Genomic DNA, 24,901 nt, shown 5'->3' on the forward strand with positions numbered 1-24,901 from the left:
GCAGCAATTGCAGCAAACCGCCGCCACTTAAACCGGCGACAGCTCAACCGGCCAGGATAATTGACGCGGACCGGACAAAGTAATTGACGTTAGACAAAGGGTTCTAGGGAGTGAGTAAATTCGCTCCGCTTATTGTTGTCAACATGAATATAAAGTTATCCAAAAGGTGACTACGGCACTTCTTCACGCTGAGGGTTTTGAGGTGGAGTATGAGCACAGGATTGTTATAATCAGTACGACTATAACAGCCTGGTTCCTGACGTGTACCGGCGCCACCTTTAATTCAAAGAGAGTTTAATAACGATGAAATACCGGGTTGGAGCATTGATGATGGGGGCGGCGCTCAGTTGTGCCGCCGTTCAGGCCGAAGTCACCCTGCCGCGCTTGATCAGCGATGGCATGGTACTTCAACGAGACACGGAAATCCGGGTATGGGGTTGGGCCGATCCGGACGAGGCAGTGAGTGTTCACTTTCAGGGTTTCACGTGGCAAACCGTGACCGCCGATGACGGGCGCTGGCAGCTGACCTTGCCAGAAATGAAAGCCGGCGGCCCCTATGAGCTGACGGTTAAAGGTGAGAACACCCTTACCCTGGAGAATGTTCTGGTGGGGGACGTGTGGCTCGCCTCCGGTCAGTCCAATATGGAGCTGACCATGGCCCGGACCAAACCGCTTTACGCCGAGGAAATGGCCGAAGCCAATTATCCCGAGATCCGCTTTTTTGAAGTCCCTGACCGCTATCAATTCAAACACCCCGAGCCGGACCTGGACGGTGGTGAATGGCTGTCGGTGACTCCCGAAACCCTGCCGGGTATTTCCGCGGTGGGGTACTTTTTCGCCAAGGACCTGCATCAGCAATACGACGTGCCGNTGGGTGTGATCAATGCCGCNCTGGGGGGATCACCGTCGGAAGCCTGGTTGAGTGAGTCCGCCCTGAAAGCCTTCCCGCACCACCTGGAAGAGGCCAAGCGCTGGCGGGATGATGACNTGATNGAGCAGGTGAGCTCGGCGGATANCGCNCGGGGTCANCANTGGCGNGAGCGTCGGGANGAACTGGACCCCGGNTTCAAGNACGGNGANGCCCTCTGGGCCAAGCCGGANNTNGANGACAGCGANTGGGANACGGTGACNCTGCCCGGTTNCTGGGGNGANGAGGGCAAGGCCAACGGTGTCTGGTGGNTGCGNAAAACCATNACNCTGCCGGANGACTGGGCCGNTNAAGCGGCCTTTCTGGAAGTGGGCCGCCTGGTGGACGCNGATGTGACCTACCTGAATGGNGAGCGCGTNGGANAAACNGGCTACCAATACCCGCCGCGCTGGTACGAGGTGCCCGAAGGCCTGCTCAAGGCGGGTGAAAATGTATTGACCGTGCGCCTGACCAGTGAGAATGGTCGACCGGGTTTTGTGGAAGACAAGCCCTATGAGCTGCGTCGGGAGGATGAAGCCNTCGATCTGACCGGTGAGTGGAAGGTCAAGCAGGGTGCGCAATTGGACAACCTGGATCCGCCCACCTTCATCCGCTGGAAACCCATGGGGTTGTACAACGGCATGATTGCACCGCTGACCGATTANGCCATCAAGGGNGTCATCTGGTACCAGGGCGAATCCAATGTNGGTCGCGAGGCGGAGTACAACGAATCCTTCCCGGCGGTGATCAACGAGTGGCGTCGCCAGTGGGCGCAGCCCGATCANCCGTTNATTTTTGTGCANCTGGCCAANTACCTGNAAACCCGGGATGAGCCGGTGGACAGNGACTGGGCCCGCCTGCGCGAAGCNCAACTGAATACCTTGCGTGTCCCCCACACCGGTATGGCGGTGGCCATAGACGTCGGCGAGTGGAACGATATTCACCCGCTGGATAAGCAGACCGTGGGTGAACGGCTGGCCCTGGCCGCGCAGGCGGTGGNTTATGATGAAGACCTGGTGGCCTTTGGTCCGATCTNTACCGGGATGGAAGTGGATGGACGCCAGGTCCGCCTGAGCTTTGAGCATACCNGCTCGGGGCTGGCCTCCTGNAACGGTNAACCCTTGGCCGAATTTGCCATCGCCGGCGAAGACCGCGATTTTGTCTGGGCCGATGCGCGCATCGAAGGCGATTCCGTGNTGGTACAGAGCGCTGAAGTTCGCCGGCCGACGGCGGTACGCTATGCCTGGGCGGACAACCCGGATCAGGCCAACCTGTGCAATCGCGAGGGCCTGCCGGCGACTCCCTTCCGGACCGACGANTGGCCTCGGAAGTGATTGCTCACTATCNNTAATCAGTCGACGGGGAGGGCGGTGCTGTTAATCGGACTTTTCAATACGAAGGACGAATGCACACCGCTCACCCCCTCGATCCGGGTCAGCTTCTGCAACAGAAACTGCTGATAGGCATCCATATCCCGCACAATCACCTTGAGCAGGTAGTCGGCAGANTGGCCGGTGATCAGGTGACATTCGAGCACTTCCGGATAAGTCGCAATCGTATCTTCAAAGGCGCTGAACCGGTCCGGGGTGTGCTTGTCCATGCTGATTTCAATAAACGCCATCAGGTTCAGCCCCANCTTGCGGGCGTTCAACAGCGCCACATAGCCATCGATCAGTCCNTCTTCCTCCATCTGTTTCACCCGGCGTAGGCAGGGGGAGGGTGAAAGGCTGATGGCTTCGGCCAGTTCCTGGTTGGTAATCCGCCCCCGATGCTGCAGGGTGTCGAGGATCATGCGGTCGTAACGATCGAGTTTAGTGGTCATGGGGATACAATATTCTGATTACGGTTAAATTGTTGGCATAAATTGCCAATACCGGCGTTATCTGAGTCATCTTAGCAATTTATTGGCGGCCTGTAAGCCATATACTATCCCCAATGCCTGATAACGGATGAGCGGCGGGCCACAAGCCCACCCCGGGGATGTCTCTCACTGCTACCCGCAGCGTTCTGCTCCCCACTGAACAGCCTACCCGGCTGAACGTCACCGCTCTCCTCGGGCAACCTTTTAAACCCATGTTTGTGCCTTAAACCGAAGTTTGNGCCAACGGAGCCGAGCCATGATTGCCAACCCCGCCAAGAAATACCGTCGTTTCGAGCCCATTCAGCTCCCGGACCGTCAGTGGCCCAACAAGGTCATTGATCAGGCGCCGATCTGGATGAGCACCGACCTGCGCGATGGCAATCAGGCCCTGATCGATCCGATGAATGTGGACACCAAGTTGCGCCTGTTCAAAGCCCTGGTGTCGATCGGCTTCAAGGAAATTGAAGTGGGCTTTCCGTCGGCCTCCGACACCGATTTCAACTTTGTACGTCGCCTGATCGAGGAAGATCACATTCCCGATGACGTCACTGTCGAGGTGCTCACCCAGGCGCGCCAGGATCTGATCGCCCGCACCGTGGAATCGCTCAAAGGCGCGCGCCGGGCCATCGTGCATATGTACAACCCCGTNGCGCCGGCGTTCCGCCGGATCGTCTACAAGACCGACAAGGCCGGNGTCAAAGAGATTGCCGAGCGCGGCACCCGCTGGGTGAAAGAGCTCACCGAAGCTCAACCGGGCACCGAATGGGTGTACCAGTATTCGCCGGAAGTGTTCTCCAGCACCGAAGTGGAGTTCGCCAAAGAGGTGTGCGATGCGGTCTCGGCCATCTGGCAGCCGACACCCGAACGCAAGATGATTTTCAACCTGCCGGCGACCGTGGAAATGTCCACGCCCAACACTTACGCCGACCAGATCGAGTGGATGCACCGCAACCTCAACAATCGCGAGAGCATCATTCTGAGTGTGCACCCGCACAACGATCGGGGTACCGCCGTGGCGGCCGCCGAGCTGGCGGTGATGGCCGGGGCTGACCGGGTNGAAGGTTGTCTGTTCGGCAACGGCGAACGCACCGGTAATGTGGANCTGGTGACNNTGGCCATGAACCTCTACTCNCAGGGCNTTCACCCGGGNCTGGATTTCACCGACATTGATCAGATCCGCCAGTTGGCCGAAGAGTGCACCCAGCTTCCGGTTCATCCGCGCCATCCCTATGCGGGTGAGTTGGTNTTCACCGCCTTTTCCGGCTCACACCAGGATGCAATCAAGAAGGGCTTTGCGGTGCAGGACCCGGAGGGCTATTGGGAAGTCCCTTATCTGCCNATTGACCCGGCNGACCTCAACCGCAGCTACGATGCCGTGGTGCGGGTGAACAGTCAGTCCGGCAAGGGCGGTGTCAGCTTCCTGCTTCAGCAGCAGGCNGGNTATGAATTGCCCCGTCGTCTGCAGATCGAGTTCAGNGGCGTGGTCCAGAAAGTCAGTGACACCTCGGGCAAAGAGGTNGCCAGTGGCGATATCTACAANNTGTTTGATCAGGAGTANCTGCAGGTCAACGCGCCTTATGTGTACACCAGNAGTCGGGTCAGTGATGGCGAAGACGGCGTGGTGAACACCCTGATCCTGGGCAAGTNCCAGGGNCAGGAAGTGGAGNTGACCGGTACCGGCAATGGCCCGATTGATGCCGCCGCCNAGGCCCTNGGTGAGCACGCCGGTCAGACCATTACGGTGGTGGATTACCACGAGCACGGCCTGGGNGCCGGCTCCGATGTGGCGGCGGTATGCTATGTCGAAGTGAAAGTGGGTGATCACAAGCCGGTGTTTGGCGTCGGGCAGGANAAGAACATTGTCGCGGCCGCCATCAAAGCGCTGATCAATGGTGTGAACCGGGATCTGGGAATGAGCGNCTAAGATCGATCGGCGTTCTTCTTACACCACTAGCAACACCCGTAAAGCCAGGTTGAAATAACGGCCTGGCTTTTTTATGCCTTTGGCATTTATAAAATGCTGTTACATGCGCCAAAATGCCTTAGTAGCCGTATTTTGTGACTTAACTCAAGTAAAGTCGTCTATTTTGCGTCGAACCCTTTACCCCATGTAACACCTGTGCCATTATTTGATTGCGCAACCATTNNGTTGCCATTCCAATACAAGAACCCTGTTCTAACAATAAACATTGAGGGAGTTTGAGAATGAAAGTATTCCACCTGAGCCCGCTCGCCCTGGCGCTCGCTGCTGCTGCCATGCCCGCTGCCCACGCCCAAGACGAAGGTGCTGGCGCNCTGGAAGANGTGGTGGTCACCGGCTTCCGCCAGAGTCTGGAACGCGCGCTGGANATCAAACGCGATTCCGCCAACAACGTCGAAACCATTGTCGCTGAAGACATGGGTAAAATGCCCGACCTCAACCTGGCCGAGTCCCTGCAACGGGTNCCCGGTGTGGCCATCACCCGCGANGGCGGTGAAGGNCGCAGCATNACCGTGCGCGGCCTGAGNCCGGATTTCACCCGCAGTACCCTGAACGGTATGGAAGTNCCCGGCAGTGCCGGCGGCCTGGACTCCTCCGGCGGCGTCAACCGCGGCCGCTCCATGGACTTCAACATCTTCGCCTCGGAACTGTTCAACCGCATCGACATTCACAANTCGCCCAAGGCGTCGGTGGAAGAGGGCGGTCTGGCCAGTACCGTGGAGNTGTTTACCGCCAAGCCGTTTGATAACCCCGGCCTGAACGCCAGCGTCAGCGGNCAGTTCACCGTGGATAACGTCGCCGACGAAGCCGANCCGCGNTTCGCNGCGCTGGTGAGCAACACCTTTATGGACGACACCGTCGGNGTGCTGTTNTCGGTNGCNCANTCNACCCGNACCGTGCGTCAGGAAGGNTTNGGCACCGTGCGCTATACCTCGCCGTTTGCCAANGGCCAGAGCTGGGCGGACACCAGTGGTACCACCATCAACGGCACNCCCGANCCGGANACCAACCACCCCGAATACACTCAAGGTGACGATCCGCTCGANTACATGTGGACCCCGCGCCTGCCNNGGATGGACTACTTCGGCAACACCCAGGATCGCACCGGNGTGACCGCCGCNTTCCAGTTCCGCCCCAATGATCGCCTGGANNTGGGTNTGGACATCGTCGGTTCCGANCTGTCGAACGACCGCGAGTCCTACAACTANTTCGCCCAGTTCCGNAACACCTTCGATGAAATCACACCCACCAGTGTGACCCTGGANGCCGCCGGNCGTCAGATCGTGGCCGGTACCTTCCANAACGTGACCCCGCGTTCGGAAAGNCGCGGCCAGTTCTCGGAAACCACTTTCCTGCAGACCGTNTTCTCCGGTAAGTACGATCTGAGCGATCGCACCGAACTGAGCTTCATGCTGGGTAACGCCAACTCCGANCACGATGAAGAACAGTACCGCTTCAACCTGACCGCNTCGGAAGGNCACGACTTCANCTTCGANTTCGGTGCNNATTCCNACATTGCGGANATGAGCTACGGGTTCGANATTCTNGANCCGTCGAANTACTTCTTCTCCGGCCCGACGCTGCGCAAAGACGTGGTGGATCGTGACAACACCACCTTCCGCCTGGATCTGGAAACCGANCAGGGCGGCGCCGTGTTCAAAACCGGTTTTATCTACAACGACCGGGAAGTGGACTCTCTGCGCTACAACCCGACCGAAGGCACCATCGATGCACCGGATGAAGTGACCTCGGATCTGGCCACCTCACTGACCGGTATCGGTATCGATGACTTTGCCAGCGGCCTGGATGCGCCCGGCGGCTTTCCCCGCGACTTCCTGATCGCCCACTTCGACAACACCATTGCCGCCTACGGTGCGGGTCAATTCACCCCGGTGCCGGTCGACGCCTCCTCCTGGAACGTACAGGAAGAGACCATGGGCCTGTACGGTGAAGTGGACTTTGAAACCAGCGTGTTTGACCGTCCCTTCCGGGTAAACACCGGCCTGCGTATCGCCCGGACGTTCATGACCTCCAGCGGTGCTACCGAAGATCCGGTCACCGGTGAGGCGATCCTGCTGTCCGAGGACAACGCCTACACCGACGTGCTGCCCTCGACCAACATCGTGTGGGAAATTGAAGAAGACCTGCTGTTGCGCGCCAACATCTCCCGCAACATCACCCGTCCGGGACTGGGCAGCCTGTCACCCACCGTGACCGGCGTAACCCCGATCAACGGCAACATCAGCCGCGGTAATCCGAACCTCGACCCGATGCGCGCCAGCGCCGTGGATCTGGGCCTGGAGTGGTACTTCGACAGCGAAGCGCTGCTGGCGGTGACCCTGTTCCACAAAGACATCGAAAGCTTCATCAGCGGTGACGAAGTGGAAGGACCGCTCACCCCGGAGCTGCGCCAGATCGTGTCCAACTACCCGGCCTACGACCCGGATTCTCCGCTGTTTGAGCCCAACGCGGTGGATATCAACGGCTCGGCCTGGTTTACCTCCCAGCCGGTCAACGGCGATGGCGCTCAGCTCGATGGGGTGGAGATCGCGTATCAGCAGCCGTTCACCTTCCTGCCGGCACCGTTCGACAACCTGGGTATGATTGCCAACTACACCTACGTGAGCTCCGAGGCGAACTTCGGTTCGGTGGTGAGCACGTTGCCGGGCCTGTCGGAAGAAAGCTACAACTTCACGCTGTACTACGAGACCGATCGCTACGGCATCCGTGGCTCCATCAACGGCCGGGATGACTACATCACCAGCCCGAATGGCAGCAACGGCAACGCCCAGGAAGCGACCACCGGTCCAACCCGTCTGGACATGTCGGCGTTCTACAACATCACCGATGACCTGAAGGTGACGTTGGAAGGCATCAACATGACCAACGAGACCGAGCGGTTGTACACCACCGGTCCGCTGGGCGACATGAACCTGGTGCGTGAGTACAACACCACTGGCCGAGAGGTTTACCTCGGCCTGCGTTACACCTACTGACCCTCGACGGCTCGCGCTTGCGAGCCGGGCTGTAGCTGATGAGCGCCACCCACTGGGGTGGCGCTTTTTTTTCGCCTATACTCCCGGTATCGGCACTGCGAACCTGGCCCCTGAATGATTACAGACCGTACTACGACAACCGTGGCAACGCTCGGGCCGCGGGCGCTTCTTTTGTTGCTTGTCCTGCTGCTGGTCAGCACGGCAACCCACGCTCGGGAGCCTGTCATTGAGCTTGAGGGGCTTACTCAACAGTCTCTGGTGGATCAAGTCGAATTTCGGTCTGCGGCACCGGATTTGACCTTTCAGGAGGTCCGAACCGGCGCGGGGTTCCGGCCGTTGCGCCGGGCCGACATCAATCAGGGGATATCGGGCCAGGCCTACTGGTTACGCACCCGGTTGGTTAACTCTCACAATAAGTCCGTTTCCTGGATTCTGGTCCACAAGACGTCCTACCTAGATCACATCGAGCTTTATACTCGTGATACAGCCGATTCGAAGTTCGAGCAAGCGCACCTGTCCGACCGGGTCTCTTTTCATGAACGCCCGATTGATTACCGCACCCTGGCGTTTCCAGGTCAAACAGCGGGTGAGAGTTACACGGATATTTATTTGAAGGTCTATTACGACAAGCCGGACTCGGTCAGTCTTCAGTTTACCCTGTATTCTCCGGAAGCATTCACTCAGGCGGTACAGTACGAAAATCTATGGTTTGGTGCCTATTACGGCGCCCTGGCCGTAATGTTGTTTCTTGCCTTGATCATTGGAACCCTGCTGCGTCGCCCCAGCGTTTTCATCTATGCGGCATTGCTACTGGCCACGGGCTGGAAGTGGACGCTGTTGAACGGCTTTGGCTTTCAATACCTCTGGCCCAACAGTGTTTATGGACACAACGAAGGCTTCCATATCGCGTTCTTATTGTTCGCACTTTGCGCGACCCAGTTCTCCAAGTCATTTCTGAATACCCGTGTTCATTTCCCGCTGGACCATCGTCTTTTACAGGTAATCCAGTTTGTGGCTCTGGTGGGGATTGCTGTGCGCCTGATGGGCGCCTACGAGCCGGCGTTACACATCGCGTTTATCACCCTGGCAGTGATTGCATTCGTGCTGCCAGTCATCGGTGCTCACGCGTGGTATAGCGGCCTGCGGTACGCGCGCTGGTATTTTCTCGCCTGGCTGCTGTATTGCGTCAGCTTGCTTCTGACGCTGGCCAGTGCTTACCTGAGCATTGTTCCCAATGGTATGTACGCACTGATACTGTTGCAGGTCGGAAGCCTGCTTGAGGCGGTATTTCTGACCGTCGCGTTAACAGAGCGTCTCCTGAATCTCGAAACTGAACGGCGCAAGGCGTTGGCGCTGGCCAATCAGGACCCACTGACTGGTCTGGGTAACCGACGGCTGTTACAGAGTGAGTACGAAGGCTTTATCGAGAGCGGTTCCGCCCACCGAAAACCCATGTACCTGATCATGATCGACCTGGATTATTTCAAACAGATCAATGATCAATACGGCCACGATGCTGGAGACCAGGTGCTGAGAGAAGTGGCCCGATTACTTAGGGCGCATTGCCGGGACACCGATGTCTGCATCCGCTACGGTGGTGAGGAGTTCGCCTTGTTGGTGCGAACCGACGGAGTACAGTCGGCACGCGCTATTGCCGAGCGTATCCGGGAAGAGTTTGCCCGAACACCGACCCTCTACGAGGGGCACTCCATCGCACACACACTCAGTTGTGGTGTGACCCCGGTGCAACGTCATGGCCAGGCGCTGAGCGTCAATGAAATGATGAAACACGCCGATCAGGCGCTGTATGAAGGCAAAGCGGCAGGACGCAATTGCACGGTCATCTATCGTGACAGCCTGTCGAATCCCTCATTACAGACTATTCAATGAGACCCTGAGCCATGACTGACTATCTGCGAGAAACCCCTATGGAGGTTCTTAGTGAGTGATACCGATCTGCGCGACCACCTTGCGGTTGAGCGCACCCACCTGGCCAACGAGCGTACCCTGCTGTCCTACATACGCACGGCGCTGTCCGTCATCATCGGTGGTGGTGTGGTACTGCAGTTTCTACCGGAACAACCGGTTCTGAACGTGCTGGCCTGGGTCGCCATTTTTGGTGGATTGGTCATGGCGGGGATTGGCGTCTACCGTTTTCTCAAGGTCCGCCGCGAGATTCCCAGGGTACAGTCCTAAGGACGACAGTCGTGATTTTAAGTTTTTAGCCGAGCTCAGTGTTGAGGTTCAGGAGGTCAAAAAGTAAAAGTTGGGCCATAAAAACTAGGAGTTTCTATGGCCCAACGAAAATCAACCAGCCTTGATAGACCGCAACAAATCCCGCGTCAGAATAATCCCTTCCGCTTCCGAGTGCTTATCGCCCTCGTACTCAACGCCCACCCAGCCGCTGTAACCCACGGCCATGACGATATCCATCATCCGGTGAAAGTCGATGCTGGTTTCATTACCCTGAGCATCAAAGGCATAGCTCTTCGCGCTCACCGCTTTGGCATAAGGCATCAGCTCGCGCACGCCCTGATACTTGTCGTAGCTCTCGCCGGTCTCGCGATTGATGGTGAAGTTGCCGAAATCCGGTAGGGTGCCCACCCGTGGGTGGTTGGCGGTTTCCATCACCTGGCTCAGCCAACGGGCGTTGGAGGACAGGCCGCCGTGGTTTTCCACCAGTACGTTCAGGCCCAGGGGTTCGCAGTACTCCGCCAGCTTGACCAGGCCGTCGGCCGCGCGCTCGCGCTGTTCGTCGTAACTGCCCTGGCTTTGGGCGTTTACCCGGATGGAATGGCAACCCAGGGCGTGGGCGGCGTCGGCCCATTTTTTGTGGTTGTCCACAGTCTGTTTCCGATCGGCTTCGGTGGGGGCACCCAAGGCGCCTTCGCCGTCGATCATGATCAACAGGCTGCGCACGCCCTCATTGTCCGCCCGCTGGCGCAGGTCCTGGACCAGGGCGTCGGAGAGGTTGTCCTTGTAGAACTGATTGACGTACTCGACACCGCCAATCTCGAATTCCTGCCGGGTAATGGCCGCGAAGTCCATGGGGTTGGCGTCTCCGCTGAAGAAGCGGCGGTGCAGGGACCACTGCGCCAGGGAAATATCGAAGGTATTGCGCTTGCCGATCAGGCTGCCACATCCGGGCAGAGTAGAGGCCGCCGCCACGGCGGCACCGAGGGTGGCGGCGCCTTTCAGGAAATGGCGTCGTCCTAGCGGTATCCGGTCCATAAGTCCTCACTTTATTGTCGATTTTGAATGGTTGGGTCAGTCTAGCGAGCATTTTTTGACCGTGCAACCGGTTTCATTTGTTGCACAGGTGGGTAATAATGGCTCGCCAGTGGGGGCAGTGTACCCCGAAATTGATCAATAACGATAAGGTGTGGTTATGGCGACAACCAAGGTCAGCGCGACCATTCTGGGAGCGGGCAAGCAATCGCATACCTACGATGCCATCGTCATCGGCTCCGGTATTTCCGGGGGTTGGGCGGCCAAGGAGCTGTGTGAGCAGGGCCTGCGGACGCTGGTATTGGAGCGGGGCGGGCACATCGAGCACATTGAAGATTACCCCACCGCCCACAAAGAGGCCTGGGACCTGCCCCTGTTCGGGGAGATGTCCGCGGAGTTCAGAGCCGCCAACCCGGTGTTGTCGCGCTGCTACGCGGTCAATCAGGCGACCGCCCATCACTTTGTCAAAGACGCCGAGCACCCCTACCAGCAAAGCAAACCCTTTGACTGGATTCGCGGTTATCAGGTCGGTGGCAAGTCGCTGATGTGGGCTCGCTGGGTGCAGCGCTGGAGCGATTTCGACTTTGAGAGCAACGCCCGCAACGGCGTCGGTGTGGACTGGCCCATCCGCTATCAGGACCTTGCCCCCTGGTACAGCCACGTGGAAAAGTTTGCCGGTATCAGTGGCAACCGCGACGGCCTGCCGCAGATTCCCGATGGGGAGTTCCTGCCACCGATGGAAATGAATGCGGTGGAGAAACACTTCAAGCAGTCCATCGAAAGCCAGTTCCCCAATCGCCATCTGGTGATGTCCCGCACCGCCAACCTGTCGCAACATCACAATGGACGCGGGCCCTGCATGTACCGGGCCCGTTGCGCCCGGGGCTGCCCGTTTACCGGTTATTTCAGCAGCAACGGGGTAACCCTGCCGGCTGCCGCGGCCACCGGCAACCTGACCATGCGTCCACACTCGGTGGTGCACTCCATCATTTACGACGAGCAGAAACAGCGTGCCACTGGCGTCCGGGTGATCGATGCCGAAACCAAGGCGGTGACCGAATATTTCGCGCGCATCATTTTCGTTAATGCGAGCACCCTGAACACAACGCTGATTCTGAAAAACTCCACCTCCGAGCGCTTCCCCAACGGTCTGGGTAACGACAGTGGGGTGCTGGGTCACTACCTGATGGATCACAATTATCGCGCCCGGGCGAGTGCCGAGGTGGAGGGGCTGGAAGACCGTTACTATTACGGCCGTCGCCCCACCGGCACTTATCTGCCCCGGTTCCGGAATATTTTTGACGACAAGCAGGATCAGTACATCGGCGGTTTCTCCTACTCGGTGGGTGCCTATCGGGCCCAGGGCAACGTTGATGGAGGGGATGCCCCTTTGGGTGCCGAGTTCAAACACAAGATGAGTGAGGTGGGCCCCTGGCGGATCAATATGACCGGTATGGGGGAGTTTCTGCCGCGCTTTGACAACAAAGTGACCCTGAGCAAGGACCAGACCGATGCCTGGGGCATGCCACTGCTGAATATGGACTGTGATTACTCGGACAACGAGCACCATATGACCCGGGACATTCGTGACAGCGCCGCCGAGATGCTGGAAAAAGCCGGCTACAAGAACATTCAGACCGTTGACAGTGAGCAGGCCCCGGGGCTCGCCATTCATGAAATGGGCACCGCCCGCATGGGGCGTGACCCCAAAACCTCCATGCTCAATGGTCACAACCAGCTGCATGCGGTGCCCAACGTGTTTGTGACCGACGGCGCCTGCATGACCTCGTCCGCCTGCCAGAATCCGTCCCTGACCTATATGGCATTGACGGCCCGGGCCGCGCATTACGCGGTGGATCAACTCAATAAACGCAATCTGTAAGGGGGCGAGATGAATCGCAGACAGGCATTACACACGATGATGGGTGCGCTGGGTCTGGTATCGGCCACGCAGGTGTTCGGTGCGTCCGCCTTTTTAAGCGGCGCATTGCCTACGGCCGTTCAACCCGTGCTGGCCGAACCGGAGGTGGCACTGCTCAGTGACGTTGGTGAGACCATTCTGCCCAGCACCGAGGATTCACCCGGTGCCAAAGCCGCCGGTATCGGCGCTTTTATGCAGGCGATGGTCAGCGGTTACTACACGCCGGCGGAACAACAGGTTTTTCTGCGAGGATTGGCCGATCTGCAGCAGCGCAGCCAGGCTCAGTTCAACACCGATGTTCGGTCACTGACACCGGGTCAACGAGAGCAATTGTTATTGGCGCTGGAGCAGGACAGCGACGCCGATTATTACCGGATGATCAAGCAACTGACCCTCTGGGGCTACTTTGCCTCGGAAGTGGGTGCCAAGCAGGCCTTGCGCTTTGCACCCATTCCCGGCCGTCATGAGGGAGATGTAAAAATTGATCCTGGCACCAAGGCCTGGGCCAACTTACTCCCCTGAGGGTTCGTCCGCCCGGGAATGCCCCAACAACCAGCGGTACAGGTCTTCGCTGCGGTACACCCGGGTCCAGGCGTCGTGGCCCATGTCCTCGTGGTTGGTAAAGCGCACCGCGGGGTGTCCGAGCTTTTCCAACTCGTTCAGCCCGGGGTAAAAATGCTCAATGGTGACGACCGGATCACGTCCGGCAGCGAACGCCCATAGGGGGAGCTGGTGTTCCGCGATGGGTGCCATCAGGTCCGGATGGCCCCAGCCCACCACCGGGCTGATGGCCGCAAAGCGCTCCGGGTGCTGGCTGGCCATATACCAGGTACCGAAGCCACCGTAGCTCAGGCCACTGAGATAGACCCGTTGTTGATCCACCCGGTAGTTGGCCTCGATCCGGTCGAGCATCATGATCAGGTCGTCTTCAATGCGATCCCAGCCGTTGGGCAGGGTGGGGGGAATGTCGTCCATGGAGGCGGGTGCAGGCACGCCATTCATGGGCTCGGGCGTCGGGAAATCCGCCGGGCGGGGTGGAACCCCATCGGCCAATCGTTGGGGTATTTGAGACGGGTCCCGGTTGCGCAGGTAATCCGCGTGCTCATCCATTCCGAACATGGGGAGCTGGGGCACGATCATGATGAACGGCAGGTCCCGCTTCTGGATCCAGGCTTCGTACAGCGGCCCATGGGCCAGTACATAGTCCAGCTCGTCCCGGCCATTGCCTCGCTCACCGTTGCCGTGCAGAAACAAAAGCACCGGCCAGTCCTTCCCGGTTTGAGTTTCATAGCCTCTGGGCAAATACACGAAAAACTGCCGCTCGCTGCCATCCAGAGCGCTGGTAAAACTCAGGCGTTCCAATTGCGGTTCGGAACCTTCGGATTGGCCGTGGGGTTGGAGGCTGCAGGCCGTCAGCAGCCAAACACAGAAAGACAGAGTTATGAGTCGCATGGTATGACCTCGTTTATGGTTATAACTACCGGCTAACCATAGCAGAATAATCTGATAAATGGCCCGGGAAGTCGCCCAAAGAAGTAGCTTGCTTGCTACAATTGGCGCAATATTCAACAAAAACGGCGCCGCCATGTCTCCCAGTCGCTCCTTGCATTTTTTGCTGGTGGCCATTGCCATTACCCTGCTGGCTGTGGCCGCACACCCGCTGATTCCCGAGCGGCAGCACTCATTGGTACCCCACGCCGACAGTACCATCATTCTCGCACCCTACGGTGACGCCATGCAGGGCGGGCCGAGCCATTCGGAGTGGGTCGGGCCGCAAGAGGACTACCACTGGCGCTGCCGGGTCGAGCCGGAGGGCGATTACGTGTTCTGCGGCATCAACCTCTTGTTGTCCGAAGACAATCTGCACGGGTTGGATCTGACCGACTTTGAGGCCTTCGAGCTACAGCTGGAAACCCCGGGTCATAACCAGGACGTGCAGTTCTTTATGCGCCATTACGATGAGCGTTACTCCAACCCGGACGATAACAACAGTGCCCAATTCAACAAGTTCGACATCAAGGCCGGAGAGTTGGGGGGAACCCTGAGAATCGGTTTTGATGAGCTGTCTCTGGCAGATTGGTGGAGCAGTGCTCGAGACCTGCCGCGAGAGCTAAGGCGTCCCGCGTTTCACAATGTGATCGCCATCGGTATCGGTTATGCGCAGGCGCTGGAGCCGGGACACTATGATGTGATCATCAAGGAGGCGAGTTTCGTCGGTGAGTGGATCTCGGCCGCCACCTGGTACCTGAGCATTCTGCTGATCTGGCTGGTAGGGCTGGGTGCCTGGGGCACCCATCGGTTGGTTCTCCTGTCCCGGATTACCCGGCGCCACCGTCGGCAACTGGATATCCTCTCCAATCGCAATGCGCAGTTGAAAGAGGAAACCGACCGCTACAAGCAACTGTCCACCCGCGACCCGCTTACCGGGGCCTACAATCGTTACGGTTTTGAACAGCGTCTGTCCCAGATGATTCACCAGAACGAATTCCAGCCCATCTCATTGATCCTGCTGGATGTGGACCATTTCAAAACCTTCAACGATACCTACGGTCATGATGCCGGGGACAAGGTTCTGCGCCAGTTGGTGAACCTGTTGGATCAGTACACCCGCAAGCAGGATGTGCTCTGTCGCTGGGGCGGTGAGGAATTTCTGCTCCTGTGCCCCAACACAGATGCCAAAAGTGCGGTGGTTCTGGCGGAAAAGATCCGGCAACTGGTTTCCGAGGCCCGGATTGAAATGGACGAGCAGGTACGTTTGACCGCCAGTTTCGGAGTCTGTCAGATCCGTGCCGGTGAGCCCTATATCGATGCCTTTGTCCGAACCGATCGGGCGCTGTATCAGGCCAAGGACCAGGGGCGTAACCGGGTGATGTTGTGCCCGGAGGCCACGTTCACCGGCGCCAGAACATCGGGCTGAACAGCACCAGCAGAGTAAAAACTTCCAGACGCCCCAGGAGCATGGCAAACGTCAGAATCCATTTGGCCGGGTCGCTGATCGCGCCGTAGTTACTGGCCACGTCCCCCATGCCGGGACCCAGGTTGGTGATGCAGGCGCCCACCGCCGAAAAAGCGGTTTCCAGATCCAGCCCGGTCATCAGCAGTGCTAGAAACATGACGATGTAAGTCACCACATACATCGCAAAAAATCCCCACACCGCTTCAATGACCCGATCGGGTACACTGATCTTTCCGACCTTGACCGGAATGACGGCGTTGGGGTGAATCAGTCGGTTGACCTCCCGTACGCCCTGTTTATACAGCAGCAGTACCCGAATCATTTTCATGCCGCCGCCGGTAGAGCTGGCGCAGCCACCGAGGAAGGCGAGCAGAAACAGCATGTAGGGCAGAAANGATGGCCACAGGTTGAAGTCCGACGCGAANCCNGCGGTGGTCAGCGTCGACGCCAGGTTGTAAATNCCGAGCACCAGGCTGTCGNTGAANGCGAGGGTCTCTGACNCATACAGGTAGGACACCGTAACGANGCTGCCNAANACNATCCAGCCGAAGTAAAAGCGGAACTCCGCGTCCTGCATGTAGTGCCATAANCTNTTGTCGCGCCAGGCAATAAAGTGCAGNGCGAAGTTGGCACCGGCCAGCACCATGAACACCGAACAGATCAACAGGATGGCCGGGCTGTCGTAGTAGCGCAGGCTNTCATCGTGNCTGGAAAAGCCACCGTTGGCCACGGTGGAAAAACTGTGTCCCAGGGCTTCGAACCAGCTCATACCCGCCAGCTTGTAGGCAANAAAGCAGGTGACCGTAAAGCCCAGATAAATCAGNAACAGCGCCTTGGCCGTTTCNGTGATNCGGGGGGTGAGCTTGTTGTCCTTGACCGGNCCGGGCGCCTCGGCCCGGTACAGCTGCATNCCCCCNATGCCCAACAGCGGCAGNATNGCCACCGCNATCACAATAATCCCGATGCCNCCCAACCACTGCAGTTGATGNCGATAAAACAGAATGGACGGGGGNAGGGCGTCCAGCCCACTGATGANTGTCGCCCCGGTGGTGGTCAGCCCTGAAAGGGATTCGAAAATCGCATCGGTAAACGACAGATCCAGTCCCATGGAAAAGTACAGGGGAATGGCACCGAAGGCGCCGAGAACAAACCAGAACAAGGCGGTAATCAGAAAGCCNTCGCGNGTGCGNAGCTCCTGNCGNCGNCCGCGCACCGGCAACCAGGTGGCGGCGCCGGCGCCAAAGGTGATGACNAANCCGATCAGGAAGGTCAGATAATTCTGATCGTGGAACCAGAGCGAGACGCTGATGGGCACCAACANCGTCAGGCTGAACAGCATCAGCAGTACGCCCAGAACCCGTGCGATGGTGGCAAATTGCATGGCCGTCCCGACGCTAGAAGAAAGTAAAACCGACCTGGAAGAGCTTTTCCAGGTCGCGAATATGCTGCTTGTGCAGCAGGAACACAATTACATGATCGCCCGGCTCCACCACCAGGTGGTCGTGGGCAATCANTACTTCACTGGTTTCATCGTCTTTCTCCCGCACGATGGCCCCGATGTTGGCCCCTTCGGGCAGGTCGATGTCTTCCAGTGCCCGACCCACCACTTTGGACGACTGACTGTCGCCGTGAGCGATCAGCTCAATGGCTTCCGCCGCGCCACGGCGCAGGGAGTGCACGTTGACCATGTCGCCCCGGCGCACGTGNGTGAGCAGGCTNCCGATGGTGGTGGTCTGGGGCGAGATGGCGATATCNATNTCCCCGCCCTGGACCAGGTCCACGTAGGCGGGGTTATTGATCANCGCCATGACNTTNCGGGCACCGAGGCGTTTGGCCAGCATGGAGGACATGATGTTGGCNTCATCNTCGTTGGTCAGGGCNAGAAACACATCGGTNTCTTCAATGTTTTCATCGAGCAGCAGGTCCTGATCCGAGGCGTTGCCCTGNAGCACGATGCTGCGNTCNAGCTGNTCGGANAGCTGGCGGCAGCGCCGCTCATTGTGCTCCACCACCCGAACGCTNTANCGNCCCTCNAGNTTTTTGGCCAGCCGCAAACCGATNTTNCCNCCGCCGGCGATCATCACNCGCTTNTAGGCGGTTTCCAGCCGGCGCAGNTCACTCATCACCGNGCGAATGTCGTTTTTCCCGGCGATGAAAAAGACTTCNTCNTCCGCCTCNATGACGGTGGAACCGTGGGGCACAATCGCGCGATTGCGNCGATAGATGGCCGCCACNCGNGTNTCCACNTTGGGCATNTGCTGACGCAGAAAGCGCANCTCNTGNCCGACCAGNGGNCCGCCGTGATACGCCTTGACNGCCACCAACTGGGCCTTGCCNTTGGCAAAGTCGAGNACCTGCAGGGCGCCGGGCTGNTCGATCAGCCGGAAGATGTAATCCGAGACCAGTTGNTCCGGNCTGATCANNACNTCGATGGGGATGGCGGTGTCGGTAAAGAGNTTGTCGTANGTCAGGTAGGCGTTGGAGCGCACCCGGGCAATTTTGGTGGGCGTGCGGAACAGACTGTGNGCCACCTGGCAGGCGACCATNTTGATTTCATCATTACTGGTGACNGCCACCAGCAGGTCGGCATCTTCGATACCCGCCTGCACCAGCACGTCCGGGTGAGANCCTTCACCGGTCACCACNCCGATATCGATCCGGTCGCGCAATTCGCGCAAGCGCACGTCGTTGGTGTCGATCACCGTGATGTCGTTGGCTTCGCTGGCNAGGTGTTCTGCCAGGCTGCCGCCGACCTGTCCGGCGCCGAGAATAATGATTTTCATAGGCTAGCTTGAGTCCCCTNGCGTCGCGCGTCGTGATTCGGCGCGATCACGCGTTCAGGCAGTGTGACCGAAAGCCGTATTCTGCCTTAAACGCTGTGGTTTTTCTCCCCGATCTTGCGCAGTCGGGCGTAATAGAAACCGTCGTGGCCATTGTCCTGTGGTAAAAGCTGGCGACCGCAGGGTTNTGNGAGCCCCCAGTCCACCTCGANCGTATCGCACCGGGCGTCCGGATGTTGCTGTACAAACGCCTCCACGACCCGGGTGTTTTCCTCCGGCAGAATCGAACAGGTGGCATAGACCAGCACGCCGCCGGGCTTCAGGGTGGACCATAGCGCGNTNAGNAGGCGNCCCTGCAAAGCACTCAGTCGGTCGATGTCGGCGGCCGAGCGCAGCACTTTAATATCCGGCTGACGCCGGATGATGCCGGTGGCCGAGCAGGGGGCATCGAGCAGAATGCGGTCGAAGGCGGTGCCGTCCCACCANTNGTCCGGTTGGCCGGCATCGCCNCAGCGCAGGGTGGCCTGCTTGCGGAGGCGGTCGAGATTCTCCTGCACCCGGTTCAACCGGCGCGCGTCGCTGTCCAGGGCGACNACCTCGGCCAGGCCCGGTTCGGTTTCNAGNATGTGTCCGGTTTTNCCGCCGGGGGCGCTGCAGGCNTCCAGCACCCGCTGTCCGGGTGCCAGTTCCAGCAGTTCGGCACTGAGCTGGGCCGCTTCGTCCTGGACGCTGACGCCACCGTCCTCAAAACCGGGTAAGGCCGTTACCTGACANGGCGTNTGGAGGGTGATCCCGACCGGGCTGAAGGGGGTGAGGCTGGCCTCGATGTCCTGTTCGCGCAACTGCGCCAGGTAATCTTCACGGGCGGCGTAGGCCGGGTTCACCCGAAGGGTCAGGGGAGGGTGACCGTTATNGGCCGCAACCACAGCCTCCGCCTGCTCGGGCCAGTGATGGCGCAGGCGTTTCAGCAGCCAGTTGGGATGGGCGGTGATAAAGCGGTCATCGTNCGCGAGNGCNCCATCCAGTGCTTCTCGCTCGCGCTGAAAACGCCGCAGGACGCCATTGACCAGGCCNTTGGCCCAGGGCTTTTTCAGNTCNCGGGTGCTNTCCACNGTGGCACCGATCGCCGCATGATCGGGNATNCGGGTGTANANCTGNTGGTANAGCCCGAGCAGCAGCAGNGCCTGAANGTCCCCNTCTTTGGGTTTGAGCGGNTTGTCCAGCAATTGACCCAGGTAGGCNTTCAGGCGNGGATACCAGCGGCAGGTCCCGTANGTGAGTTCCTGNANCAGCGGGGCGTCGCGCTCNGGNACCCGGCTCTGGTAATCNGGNANNAGGCTCGCCAGGGAGCCCTGCTGGCGCAACAGGTCGGCCAGTAACTTGGCGGCCGCCGTGCGCACCTTCATACGCCGGGCTCCGGTCGGGCNAGTACTTCGCCGGGGGTAAACAGATCGGCCCGGCCGCGCAGNAGTTCGGCCACCGGCAGNGCTTTTTTCCCGGGTAATTGCAGGCGGGTCAGCTGCAGTTGGCCTTCCCCGCAGGCCACGCCGATACCGGCTTCGCTCACCGACAGCACGGTTCCGGGAGCTTCCGGGCCGTCGTGGGCGAGTGCCNTGGCTTCCCAGACCCGAAANCTGTCGNTNGANTCGGCGCGGNGGGTATGGCANATNGGGAAGGGATTGAANGCNCGCACNTGTCGGGCCAGCTCGNNGGCCGGGCGNGCCCAGTCCANCGCCGCTTCGGCCTTGGTGATTTTGGGGGCGTAGGTGCTTTGGGCGTCATCCTGTGCCTCTGGNTNGGCNCAGCCCTGGGCTAACTGTTCCAGAGCNGTCATCAGCGCGGGGCCGCCGAGCTCGGCCAGCCGGTCGTGCAGTGCCCCGGCGGTGTCATCGGGACCGATGGGGCAGTGGGCTTTGACCAGCATGTCGCCGGTGTCCAGGCCCACATCCATCTGCATGATGGTGACGCCGGATTCGGCATCGCCGGCCTCAATAGCGCGCTGAATGGGCGCCGCACCCCGCCAGCGGGGCAACAGCGAGGCGTGCACATTGATGCAACCCAGACGCGGCGTGTCGAGCACGGCTTTCGGCAGCAGCAGGCCGTAGGCCACTACCACCATGATGTCCGCGTTCAGGGCGGCCAGCTCGGCCTGGGCCGGCTCGGATTTCAGGGTTTCCGGCTGGAATACCGGTAAGTGGTGNTCCAGGGCCAGGGCTTTGACCGGNCTGGCCTGNAANTTCTTNCCTCGCCCGGCGGGCCGGTCGGGCTGTGTGTAAACNCCCACTAACTGGTGTGGCCCNGCCAGNAGNGTGCGCAGGTGATGAGCGGCAAAATCGGGGGTGCCTGCGAAGACAATCCGCAGGCCGCCGGGGGAATCAGAGTCGGACATGAGGCTCGATGAGGTTGGGGCGGACCGCAATCAGGCCCGCANACGGTGTTGTTTTTCCAGCTTCTTGCGAATGCGCTGACGCTTGACCGGGGAGATGTAGTCCACGAACAGNTTGCCGTTCAGGTGGTCCAGCTCGTGCTGAATGCACACCGCCAGCAGGCCATCNGGCTCCAGCTCAAACGGCTTGCCATCACGATCNAGCGCGTTGACNCGCACNTTTTCCGGGCGCTCCACGGTCTCGTAAAAGCCGGGAATGGACAGGCAGCCCTCGTCATAGGGGCGCAGGGTCTCTTCATCCAACACCGTGACTTCCGGGTTGATGAACACCATCGGCTGGCTCTGATCTTCGCTCACATCGATGACCACGACNCGCTCGTGTACGTTCACCTGAGANGCCGCCAGACCCACGCCGGGNGCGGCNTACATGGTCTCGAACATGTCGTCCACCAACTGGCGGATGCGGTCGTCCACCTGGGCGACCGGCTTGGCCACGGTGCGCAGACGAGGATCGGGAAATTCCAGAATCTCGAGTTTCGCCATAATCTTTGTGACAAACCTCTAGTAAAAGAAGAAAAAGCGTTGCTAACATGATGATCGCACAGCGTTTACTTGCTATGCTTCGGGTAGCGCGCGGGTTTGCGCCGCCAATAATGACGACAGCCGCTACGCGTGTTGTCAGCTCTGTGTCAGGATTATAACCGGTATGGGCCTTTTTACCCTAATTCAATAGGTACCAATACGCCTCGAGGGTCCCCAGGGGATCATTGAAGCGGGCTGAAGGGTTCCAATGCACTCCCGGGCCTAACAATACAGGATCGGTTTCTATGAAAAAGTTGATGCTGGGGCTCCTGCTGGTCCCGCTGTTCGCCATGTTGAGTTGGGCGGACGAGGCCGCGTTCCGGAGTGACCATCCGGACGAATACATTGTCCAGAAGGGCGATACGCTCTGGGATATTTCCAACCGATTCCTCCAGACCCCCTGGTTATGGCCGGAAATCTGGCACGTAAACCAGCAAATTCAGAATCCTCACCTGATCTACCCGGGCGATGTCATCTCTCTGGTATACATCGANGGCGAGCCCCGACTGACCGTGGATCGCCCGGTGAAGCTGGCTCCGGGCGAGACCAAGCTCAGNCCGAGTGTCCGGGTGCTGCCCCGCGACGAGGCCATCAGCACCATCCCNCTCGACCGGATCAACAGCTTCCTCTCGCGCAGCCGGATTGTCTCGGAAGAGGAGCTTGAGGCGGCGCCCTACATGGTGGCGGGCCCCGAGAAGCGGATTATTGTGGGCGAGGGNGATTACGCCTACGGGCGTGGCGACTTCGAAACNGACATGNCCAATTATGGGGTNTACCGCAAAGAGGAGCACTTCCGCGACCCGATCACTGGCGAATATCTGGGCACTCACGCGCAGAACATCGGNACGGTTCGCGTNGGGAATACCGACGAGGACATTACCCGTGTCCAGGTGCTGACCTCNCGNGAAGAAATCCGTATGGGNGATCGGTTGNTGCCCAGNGANGAGCGNACNATNGANTCCAATTTCTANCCCAGNGCTCCGGATGATGANATCAATGCCCTAATTCTNGCCGTTGAAGGCGGCCTNAGCCAGGTNGGCAAACTGGANGTGGTCATGGTGAACAAGGGCGATCGCGAAGGGCTGCTGGTGGGTAACGTGCTGGCGGTGTACAAGCGCGGCGAAGTCACCCGCGACCCCGTGACCGGGGAGCGGATTACNCTGCCGGACGAGCGTGCNGGCCTGGTGATGATTTTCCGCACCTTTGAAAAAATGAGCCTGGCTCTGGTACTGGAAGCCGAGCGNCCGCTGGCCGTAAACGACAAACTGCTCAACCCCTGATTTAACCCCTGGNTCAATCAGATCTGGGATTGTTAGACCGCGCGGCCCNCCTCCCGGGCCGCGCCTCATGGANGACACGAGGACCTCATGGAAGAACANCATTTTTCCCANCTNTTATTGCAACGACTACCCGGCGCNGGCGCCGCCAANCGCGCTCGCNTGCTGGAGCACTTCGGCTCCGCNGGAGCGGTCATTGAAGCCTCCCCCGACGTGCTCAAAGGCTGGCTGGACCCNGAAGCNTGCGCGGCGCTGGGCGATTACCAGCGAAACCCCAGTGGTTGTNCTCTGGCACGAAGTGCGCGAAAGGATCTGGATTGGCTCGCCGAGCATCCCGAAGTCCAGGTNCTCAGCCTGGAGGATGAAGATTACCCACCGCTGCTTCGGGANATTCGCCGGGCACCCCCGCTGCTGTTTGTCCGCGGTTCCGTGACCGCCCTGAGNATGCCGCAGATCGCNATGGTGGGGAGCCGGAATCCATCCACNGGTGGGCGCGATAANGCCCGCCAGTTCGCCGCCTTTCTGGCGGGGCGGGGCTTTGCCATCACCAGCGGCCTGGCCATGGGGGTTGATGGNTTCGCCCATGCCGGCGCNCTGGATGTGGAGGGCGTTACCATCGGNGTGGTCGGCACGGGAATTGATCGCGTCTACCCGGCCCGGCACCGTCAATTGGCGGAAGANATTGTCGCCAACGGCGGTGCCGTCGTATCGGAATTCCCCCTGCGGGCCAGTCCCCAGCCTTCGAACTTTCCCCAGCGCAACCGNATCATCAGCGGCCTGAGTGGTGGCACNCTGGTGGTGGANGCCGCCCTNAAAAGCGGCTCCCTGATCACCGCCCGCTACGCCCTGCAACAGAACCGGGAAGTCTTCGCNATCCCCGGCTCCATCCATAACCCCCTGGCCCGGGGCTGTCACCGCCTGATCCGCGAGGGCGCAACCCTGGTGGAAACNGCNCGGGATATTGTCGAGCAGNTNGGCGGTTACNTGGGGTATCAGAGCGACCTNTTCAGCNCNTCGTCGNAAGCNTCTNTNGANNTGACNGACAAAGAACAACGGGTGCTCGAAGCGCTGGGNCACGANCCNAGAGATCTTGATTCACTGGCGGACGACAGTGACTTGGAGGTGGGGGAGCTCTCGGCACTGCTGATTGGTNTGCAACTGAAGGGCGCGATCACCGAAACCGCAGCGGGCTTTGAGCGTACGGCCTTGGCGAACTCCTAAAGATTTTTCGCATTAGAGGATGAGATCGCTGTCCGATCCGTTATTAGGATATCCGCGACCTTTCGGCATCCATTTACACGACTTCCCAGGGCTTGTTCTCTGTCTTAGTCAAATCCCGACTACCATGTATAACCGCGAGGATATACAGAGAGTCGGTTGCCACCAGGTAGATAATGCGGTAGCTCTGGAAAATCAGCTCACGCACATCGTTGCGTTCAGCTTCGGGCACCTCTCGCCCGAGCAGCGGTTGCTCATGTAACAGGAAAGTGGTCTCGATAATCCGATCAATGAATTGCTCGGCATAGATGGGCACATCACGGGCNATATACGCATAAATGTCGCCTAAATCCAGTTCGGCAGACTCTGTCCATTCGATCTTCATGTGTGCTTTTGGTGCCGTGCCNTGATGCGGGCTTTGACTTGATCGTGCGGGACGGTGCGGCCTTCCTCAACGGCTTTTAAACCAGCCTCGATCTTTTGCTTCACATACAGCTCATACATGATGTCGTTCCAGGAGGCTTGTTCTGGCAACTGGTTAATAATGTGCTGTGCCGACTCTTTAGCGTTCATACATACCTCAATGAGTTAACCTTGTATCGTTGCCAATGTGTGCCGCCTTGCCGGTGTCAATTATAGCGGGTTGGTTGTGCTGCACCTGATCTCATGGCGCTGTACTTGCNTGAGGAACCCCTTATAACCGGTAACCGCTTTGTGCCCTCAATGGTATAACGGCCAATATACCATGCTCAGGGAGCAGGGAAAGTGCTTCGTGCAAGCGGTCAGTAAACCCCCGAAGCCCCATGAG

The 24,901-nt window shown here is 59.2% G+C and carries 19 protein-coding genes; 10 read left to right on the forward strand and 9 right to left on the reverse strand.

Features of this window, described 5'->3' with window-relative positions; all coding sequences use genetic code 11:
• Positions 1-1,530 precede the first annotated feature (1,530 nt).
• A complete protein-coding gene (locus CMG77_RS16250; RefSeq protein WP_502691955.1) occupies positions 1,531-2,241 on the forward strand; it encodes a sialate O-acetylesterase in 711 nt (236 codons plus the stop codon).
• 17 nt (positions 2,242-2,258) lie between these two features.
• On the opposite strand, the gene CMG77_RS14625 is transcribed toward CMG77_RS16250, so the two are convergent.
• Positions 2,259-2,729: an Lrp/AsnC family transcriptional regulator gene (locus tag CMG77_RS14625; RefSeq protein ID WP_286904980.1), complete on the reverse strand. Its 471-nt coding sequence runs from the start codon at positions 2,727-2,729 to the stop codon at positions 2,259-2,261.
• A 295-nt stretch (positions 2,730-3,024) separates the two neighbouring features.
• On the opposite strand from CMG77_RS14625, the gene leuA reads away from it, so the two are divergent.
• The 4 genes from leuA (at position 3,025) to CMG77_RS14645 (ending at position 9,941) form a co-directional block, all read left to right on the forward strand.
• Positions 3,025-4,692, forward strand: coding sequence for a 2-isopropylmalate synthase (gene leuA, locus CMG77_RS14630; protein ID WP_286904982.1), 1,668 nt, complete (start codon positions 3,025-3,027; stop codon positions 4,690-4,692).
• A gap of 332 nt (positions 4,693-5,024) precedes the next feature.
• On the forward strand, positions 5,025-7,745 hold the full coding sequence (locus CMG77_RS14635; protein ID WP_502691956.1) for a TonB-dependent receptor: 2,721 nt from the start codon (positions 5,025-5,027) through the stop codon (positions 7,743-7,745).
• Between the two features lie 171 nt (positions 7,746-7,916).
• The gene (locus CMG77_RS14640) at positions 7,917-9,635 is read left to right on the forward strand and encodes a sensor domain-containing diguanylate cyclase (RefSeq protein WP_286805784.1); all 1,719 of its coding nucleotides are present in this window, start codon (positions 7,917-7,919) and stop codon (positions 9,633-9,635) included.
• Positions 9,636-9,686: 51 nt separating this feature from the next.
• Positions 9,687-9,941 (forward strand): YidH family protein, encoded by a 255-nt coding sequence (locus tag CMG77_RS14645; RefSeq protein ID WP_286805786.1) that lies wholly within the window; start codon positions 9,687-9,689, stop codon positions 9,939-9,941.
• 111 nt (positions 9,942-10,052) lie between these two features.
• Here the strand turns inward: CMG77_RS14645 and CMG77_RS14650 are convergent, their stop codons facing one another.
• Complete coding sequence (locus CMG77_RS14650; protein WP_286805788.1) at positions 10,053-10,976, reverse strand: sugar phosphate isomerase/epimerase family protein; 924 nt, start codon at positions 10,974-10,976, stop codon at positions 10,053-10,055.
• A 157-nt stretch (positions 10,977-11,133) separates the two neighbouring features.
• Between CMG77_RS14650 and CMG77_RS14655 the strand changes: the two genes are divergently transcribed.
• On the forward strand, positions 11,134-12,855 hold the full coding sequence (locus CMG77_RS14655) for a GMC oxidoreductase (RefSeq protein ID WP_286875564.1): 1,722 nt from the start codon (positions 11,134-11,136) through the stop codon (positions 12,853-12,855).
• A gap of 9 nt (positions 12,856-12,864) precedes the next feature.
• A complete protein-coding gene (locus CMG77_RS14660) occupies positions 12,865-13,416 on the forward strand; it encodes a gluconate 2-dehydrogenase subunit 3 family protein (RefSeq protein WP_024461798.1) in 552 nt (183 codons plus the stop codon).
• On the opposite strand, the gene CMG77_RS14665 is transcribed toward CMG77_RS14660, so the two are convergent.
• The gene (locus tag CMG77_RS14665) at positions 13,405-14,346 is read right to left on the reverse strand and encodes a carboxylesterase family protein (RefSeq protein ID WP_024461799.1); all 942 of its coding nucleotides are present in this window, start codon (positions 14,344-14,346) and stop codon (positions 13,405-13,407) included. The two genes, CMG77_RS14660 and CMG77_RS14665, sit on opposite strands and share 12 nt — an antisense overlap.
• An 88-nt stretch (positions 14,347-14,434) precedes the next feature.
• On the opposite strand from CMG77_RS14665, the gene CMG77_RS14670 reads away from it, so the two are divergent.
• Complete coding sequence (locus tag CMG77_RS14670; RefSeq protein WP_286804355.1) at positions 14,435-15,811, forward strand: GGDEF domain-containing protein; 1,377 nt, start codon at positions 14,435-14,437, stop codon at positions 15,809-15,811.
• Here the strand turns inward: CMG77_RS14670 and CMG77_RS14675 are convergent.
• From CMG77_RS14675 to def, 5 genes are all read right to left on the reverse strand, one after another.
• Complete coding sequence (locus tag CMG77_RS14675) at positions 15,786-17,231, reverse strand: TrkH family potassium uptake protein (protein ID WP_286904986.1); 1,446 nt, start codon at positions 17,229-17,231, stop codon at positions 15,786-15,788. The genes CMG77_RS14670 and CMG77_RS14675 overlap by 26 nt on opposite strands.
• Before the next feature lie 13 nt (positions 17,232-17,244).
• Positions 17,245-18,633, reverse strand: a complete 1,389-nt coding sequence (gene trkA / locus CMG77_RS14680) for a Trk system potassium transporter TrkA (RefSeq protein ID WP_286904987.1) — start codon at positions 18,631-18,633, stop codon at positions 17,245-17,247.
• An 86-nt stretch (positions 18,634-18,719) separates the two neighbouring features.
• Entirely contained in the window at positions 18,720-20,036 is a 1,317-nt protein-coding gene (rsmB, locus tag CMG77_RS14685; RefSeq protein WP_286904989.1) for a 16S rRNA (cytosine(967)-C(5))-methyltransferase RsmB, read from the reverse strand.
• On the reverse strand, positions 20,033-21,019 hold the full coding sequence (fmt, locus tag CMG77_RS14690; protein WP_286904990.1) for a methionyl-tRNA formyltransferase: 987 nt from the start codon (positions 21,017-21,019) through the stop codon (positions 20,033-20,035). Before fmt ends, rsmB begins: the two co-directional genes overlap by 4 nt.
• Positions 21,020-21,049: 30 nt before the next feature.
• Positions 21,050-21,559: a peptide deformylase gene (gene def / locus CMG77_RS14695; protein ID WP_286904992.1), complete on the reverse strand. Its 510-nt coding sequence runs from the start codon at positions 21,557-21,559 to the stop codon at positions 21,050-21,052.
• A gap of 284 nt (positions 21,560-21,843) precedes the next feature.
• Between def and CMG77_RS14700 the strand changes: the two genes are divergently transcribed.
• Positions 21,844-22,878 carry a LysM peptidoglycan-binding domain-containing protein gene (locus CMG77_RS14700; protein ID WP_286904994.1) on the forward strand — a complete coding sequence of 345 codons (1,035 nt, stop codon included), beginning with the start codon at positions 21,844-21,846 and terminating at the stop codon, positions 22,876-22,878.
• Between the two features lie 87 nt (positions 22,879-22,965).
• Entirely contained in the window at positions 22,966-24,096 is a 1,131-nt protein-coding gene (gene dprA, locus CMG77_RS14705) for a DNA-processing protein DprA (RefSeq protein ID WP_286904995.1), read from the forward strand.
• 73 nt (positions 24,097-24,169) lie between these two features.
• On the opposite strand, the gene CMG77_RS14710 is transcribed toward dprA, so the two are convergent.
• Positions 24,170-24,478, reverse strand: a complete 309-nt coding sequence (locus CMG77_RS14710) for a type II toxin-antitoxin system RelE/ParE family toxin (RefSeq protein WP_286904997.1) — start codon at positions 24,476-24,478, stop codon at positions 24,170-24,172.
• Between the last annotated feature and the right edge of the window lie 423 nt (positions 24,479-24,901).

This window comes from Marinimicrobium sp. (genome assembly GCF_002695945.1).
Taxonomy (GTDB): domain Bacteria; phylum Pseudomonadota; class Gammaproteobacteria; order Pseudomonadales; family Cellvibrionaceae; genus Marinimicrobium; species Marinimicrobium koreense.

Bases quoted from the DNA above. Each gene is read 5' to 3' on its own strand.
- CMG77_RS14660 (WP_024461798.1), top strand. From the start codon at position 12,865: ATGAATCGCAGACAGGCATTACACACGATGATGGGTGCGCTGGGTCTG.
- CMG77_RS14650 (WP_286805788.1), bottom strand. From the start codon at position 10,976: ATGGACCGGATACCGCTAGGACGACGCCATTTCCTGAAAGGCGCCGCC.
- CMG77_RS14655 (WP_286875564.1), top strand. From the start codon at position 11,134: ATGGCGACAACCAAGGTCAGCGCGACCATTCTGGGAGCGGGCAAGCAA.
- CMG77_RS14665 (WP_024461799.1), bottom strand. From the start codon at position 14,346: ATGCGACTCATAACTCTGTCTTTCTGTGTTTGGCTGCTGACGGCCTGC.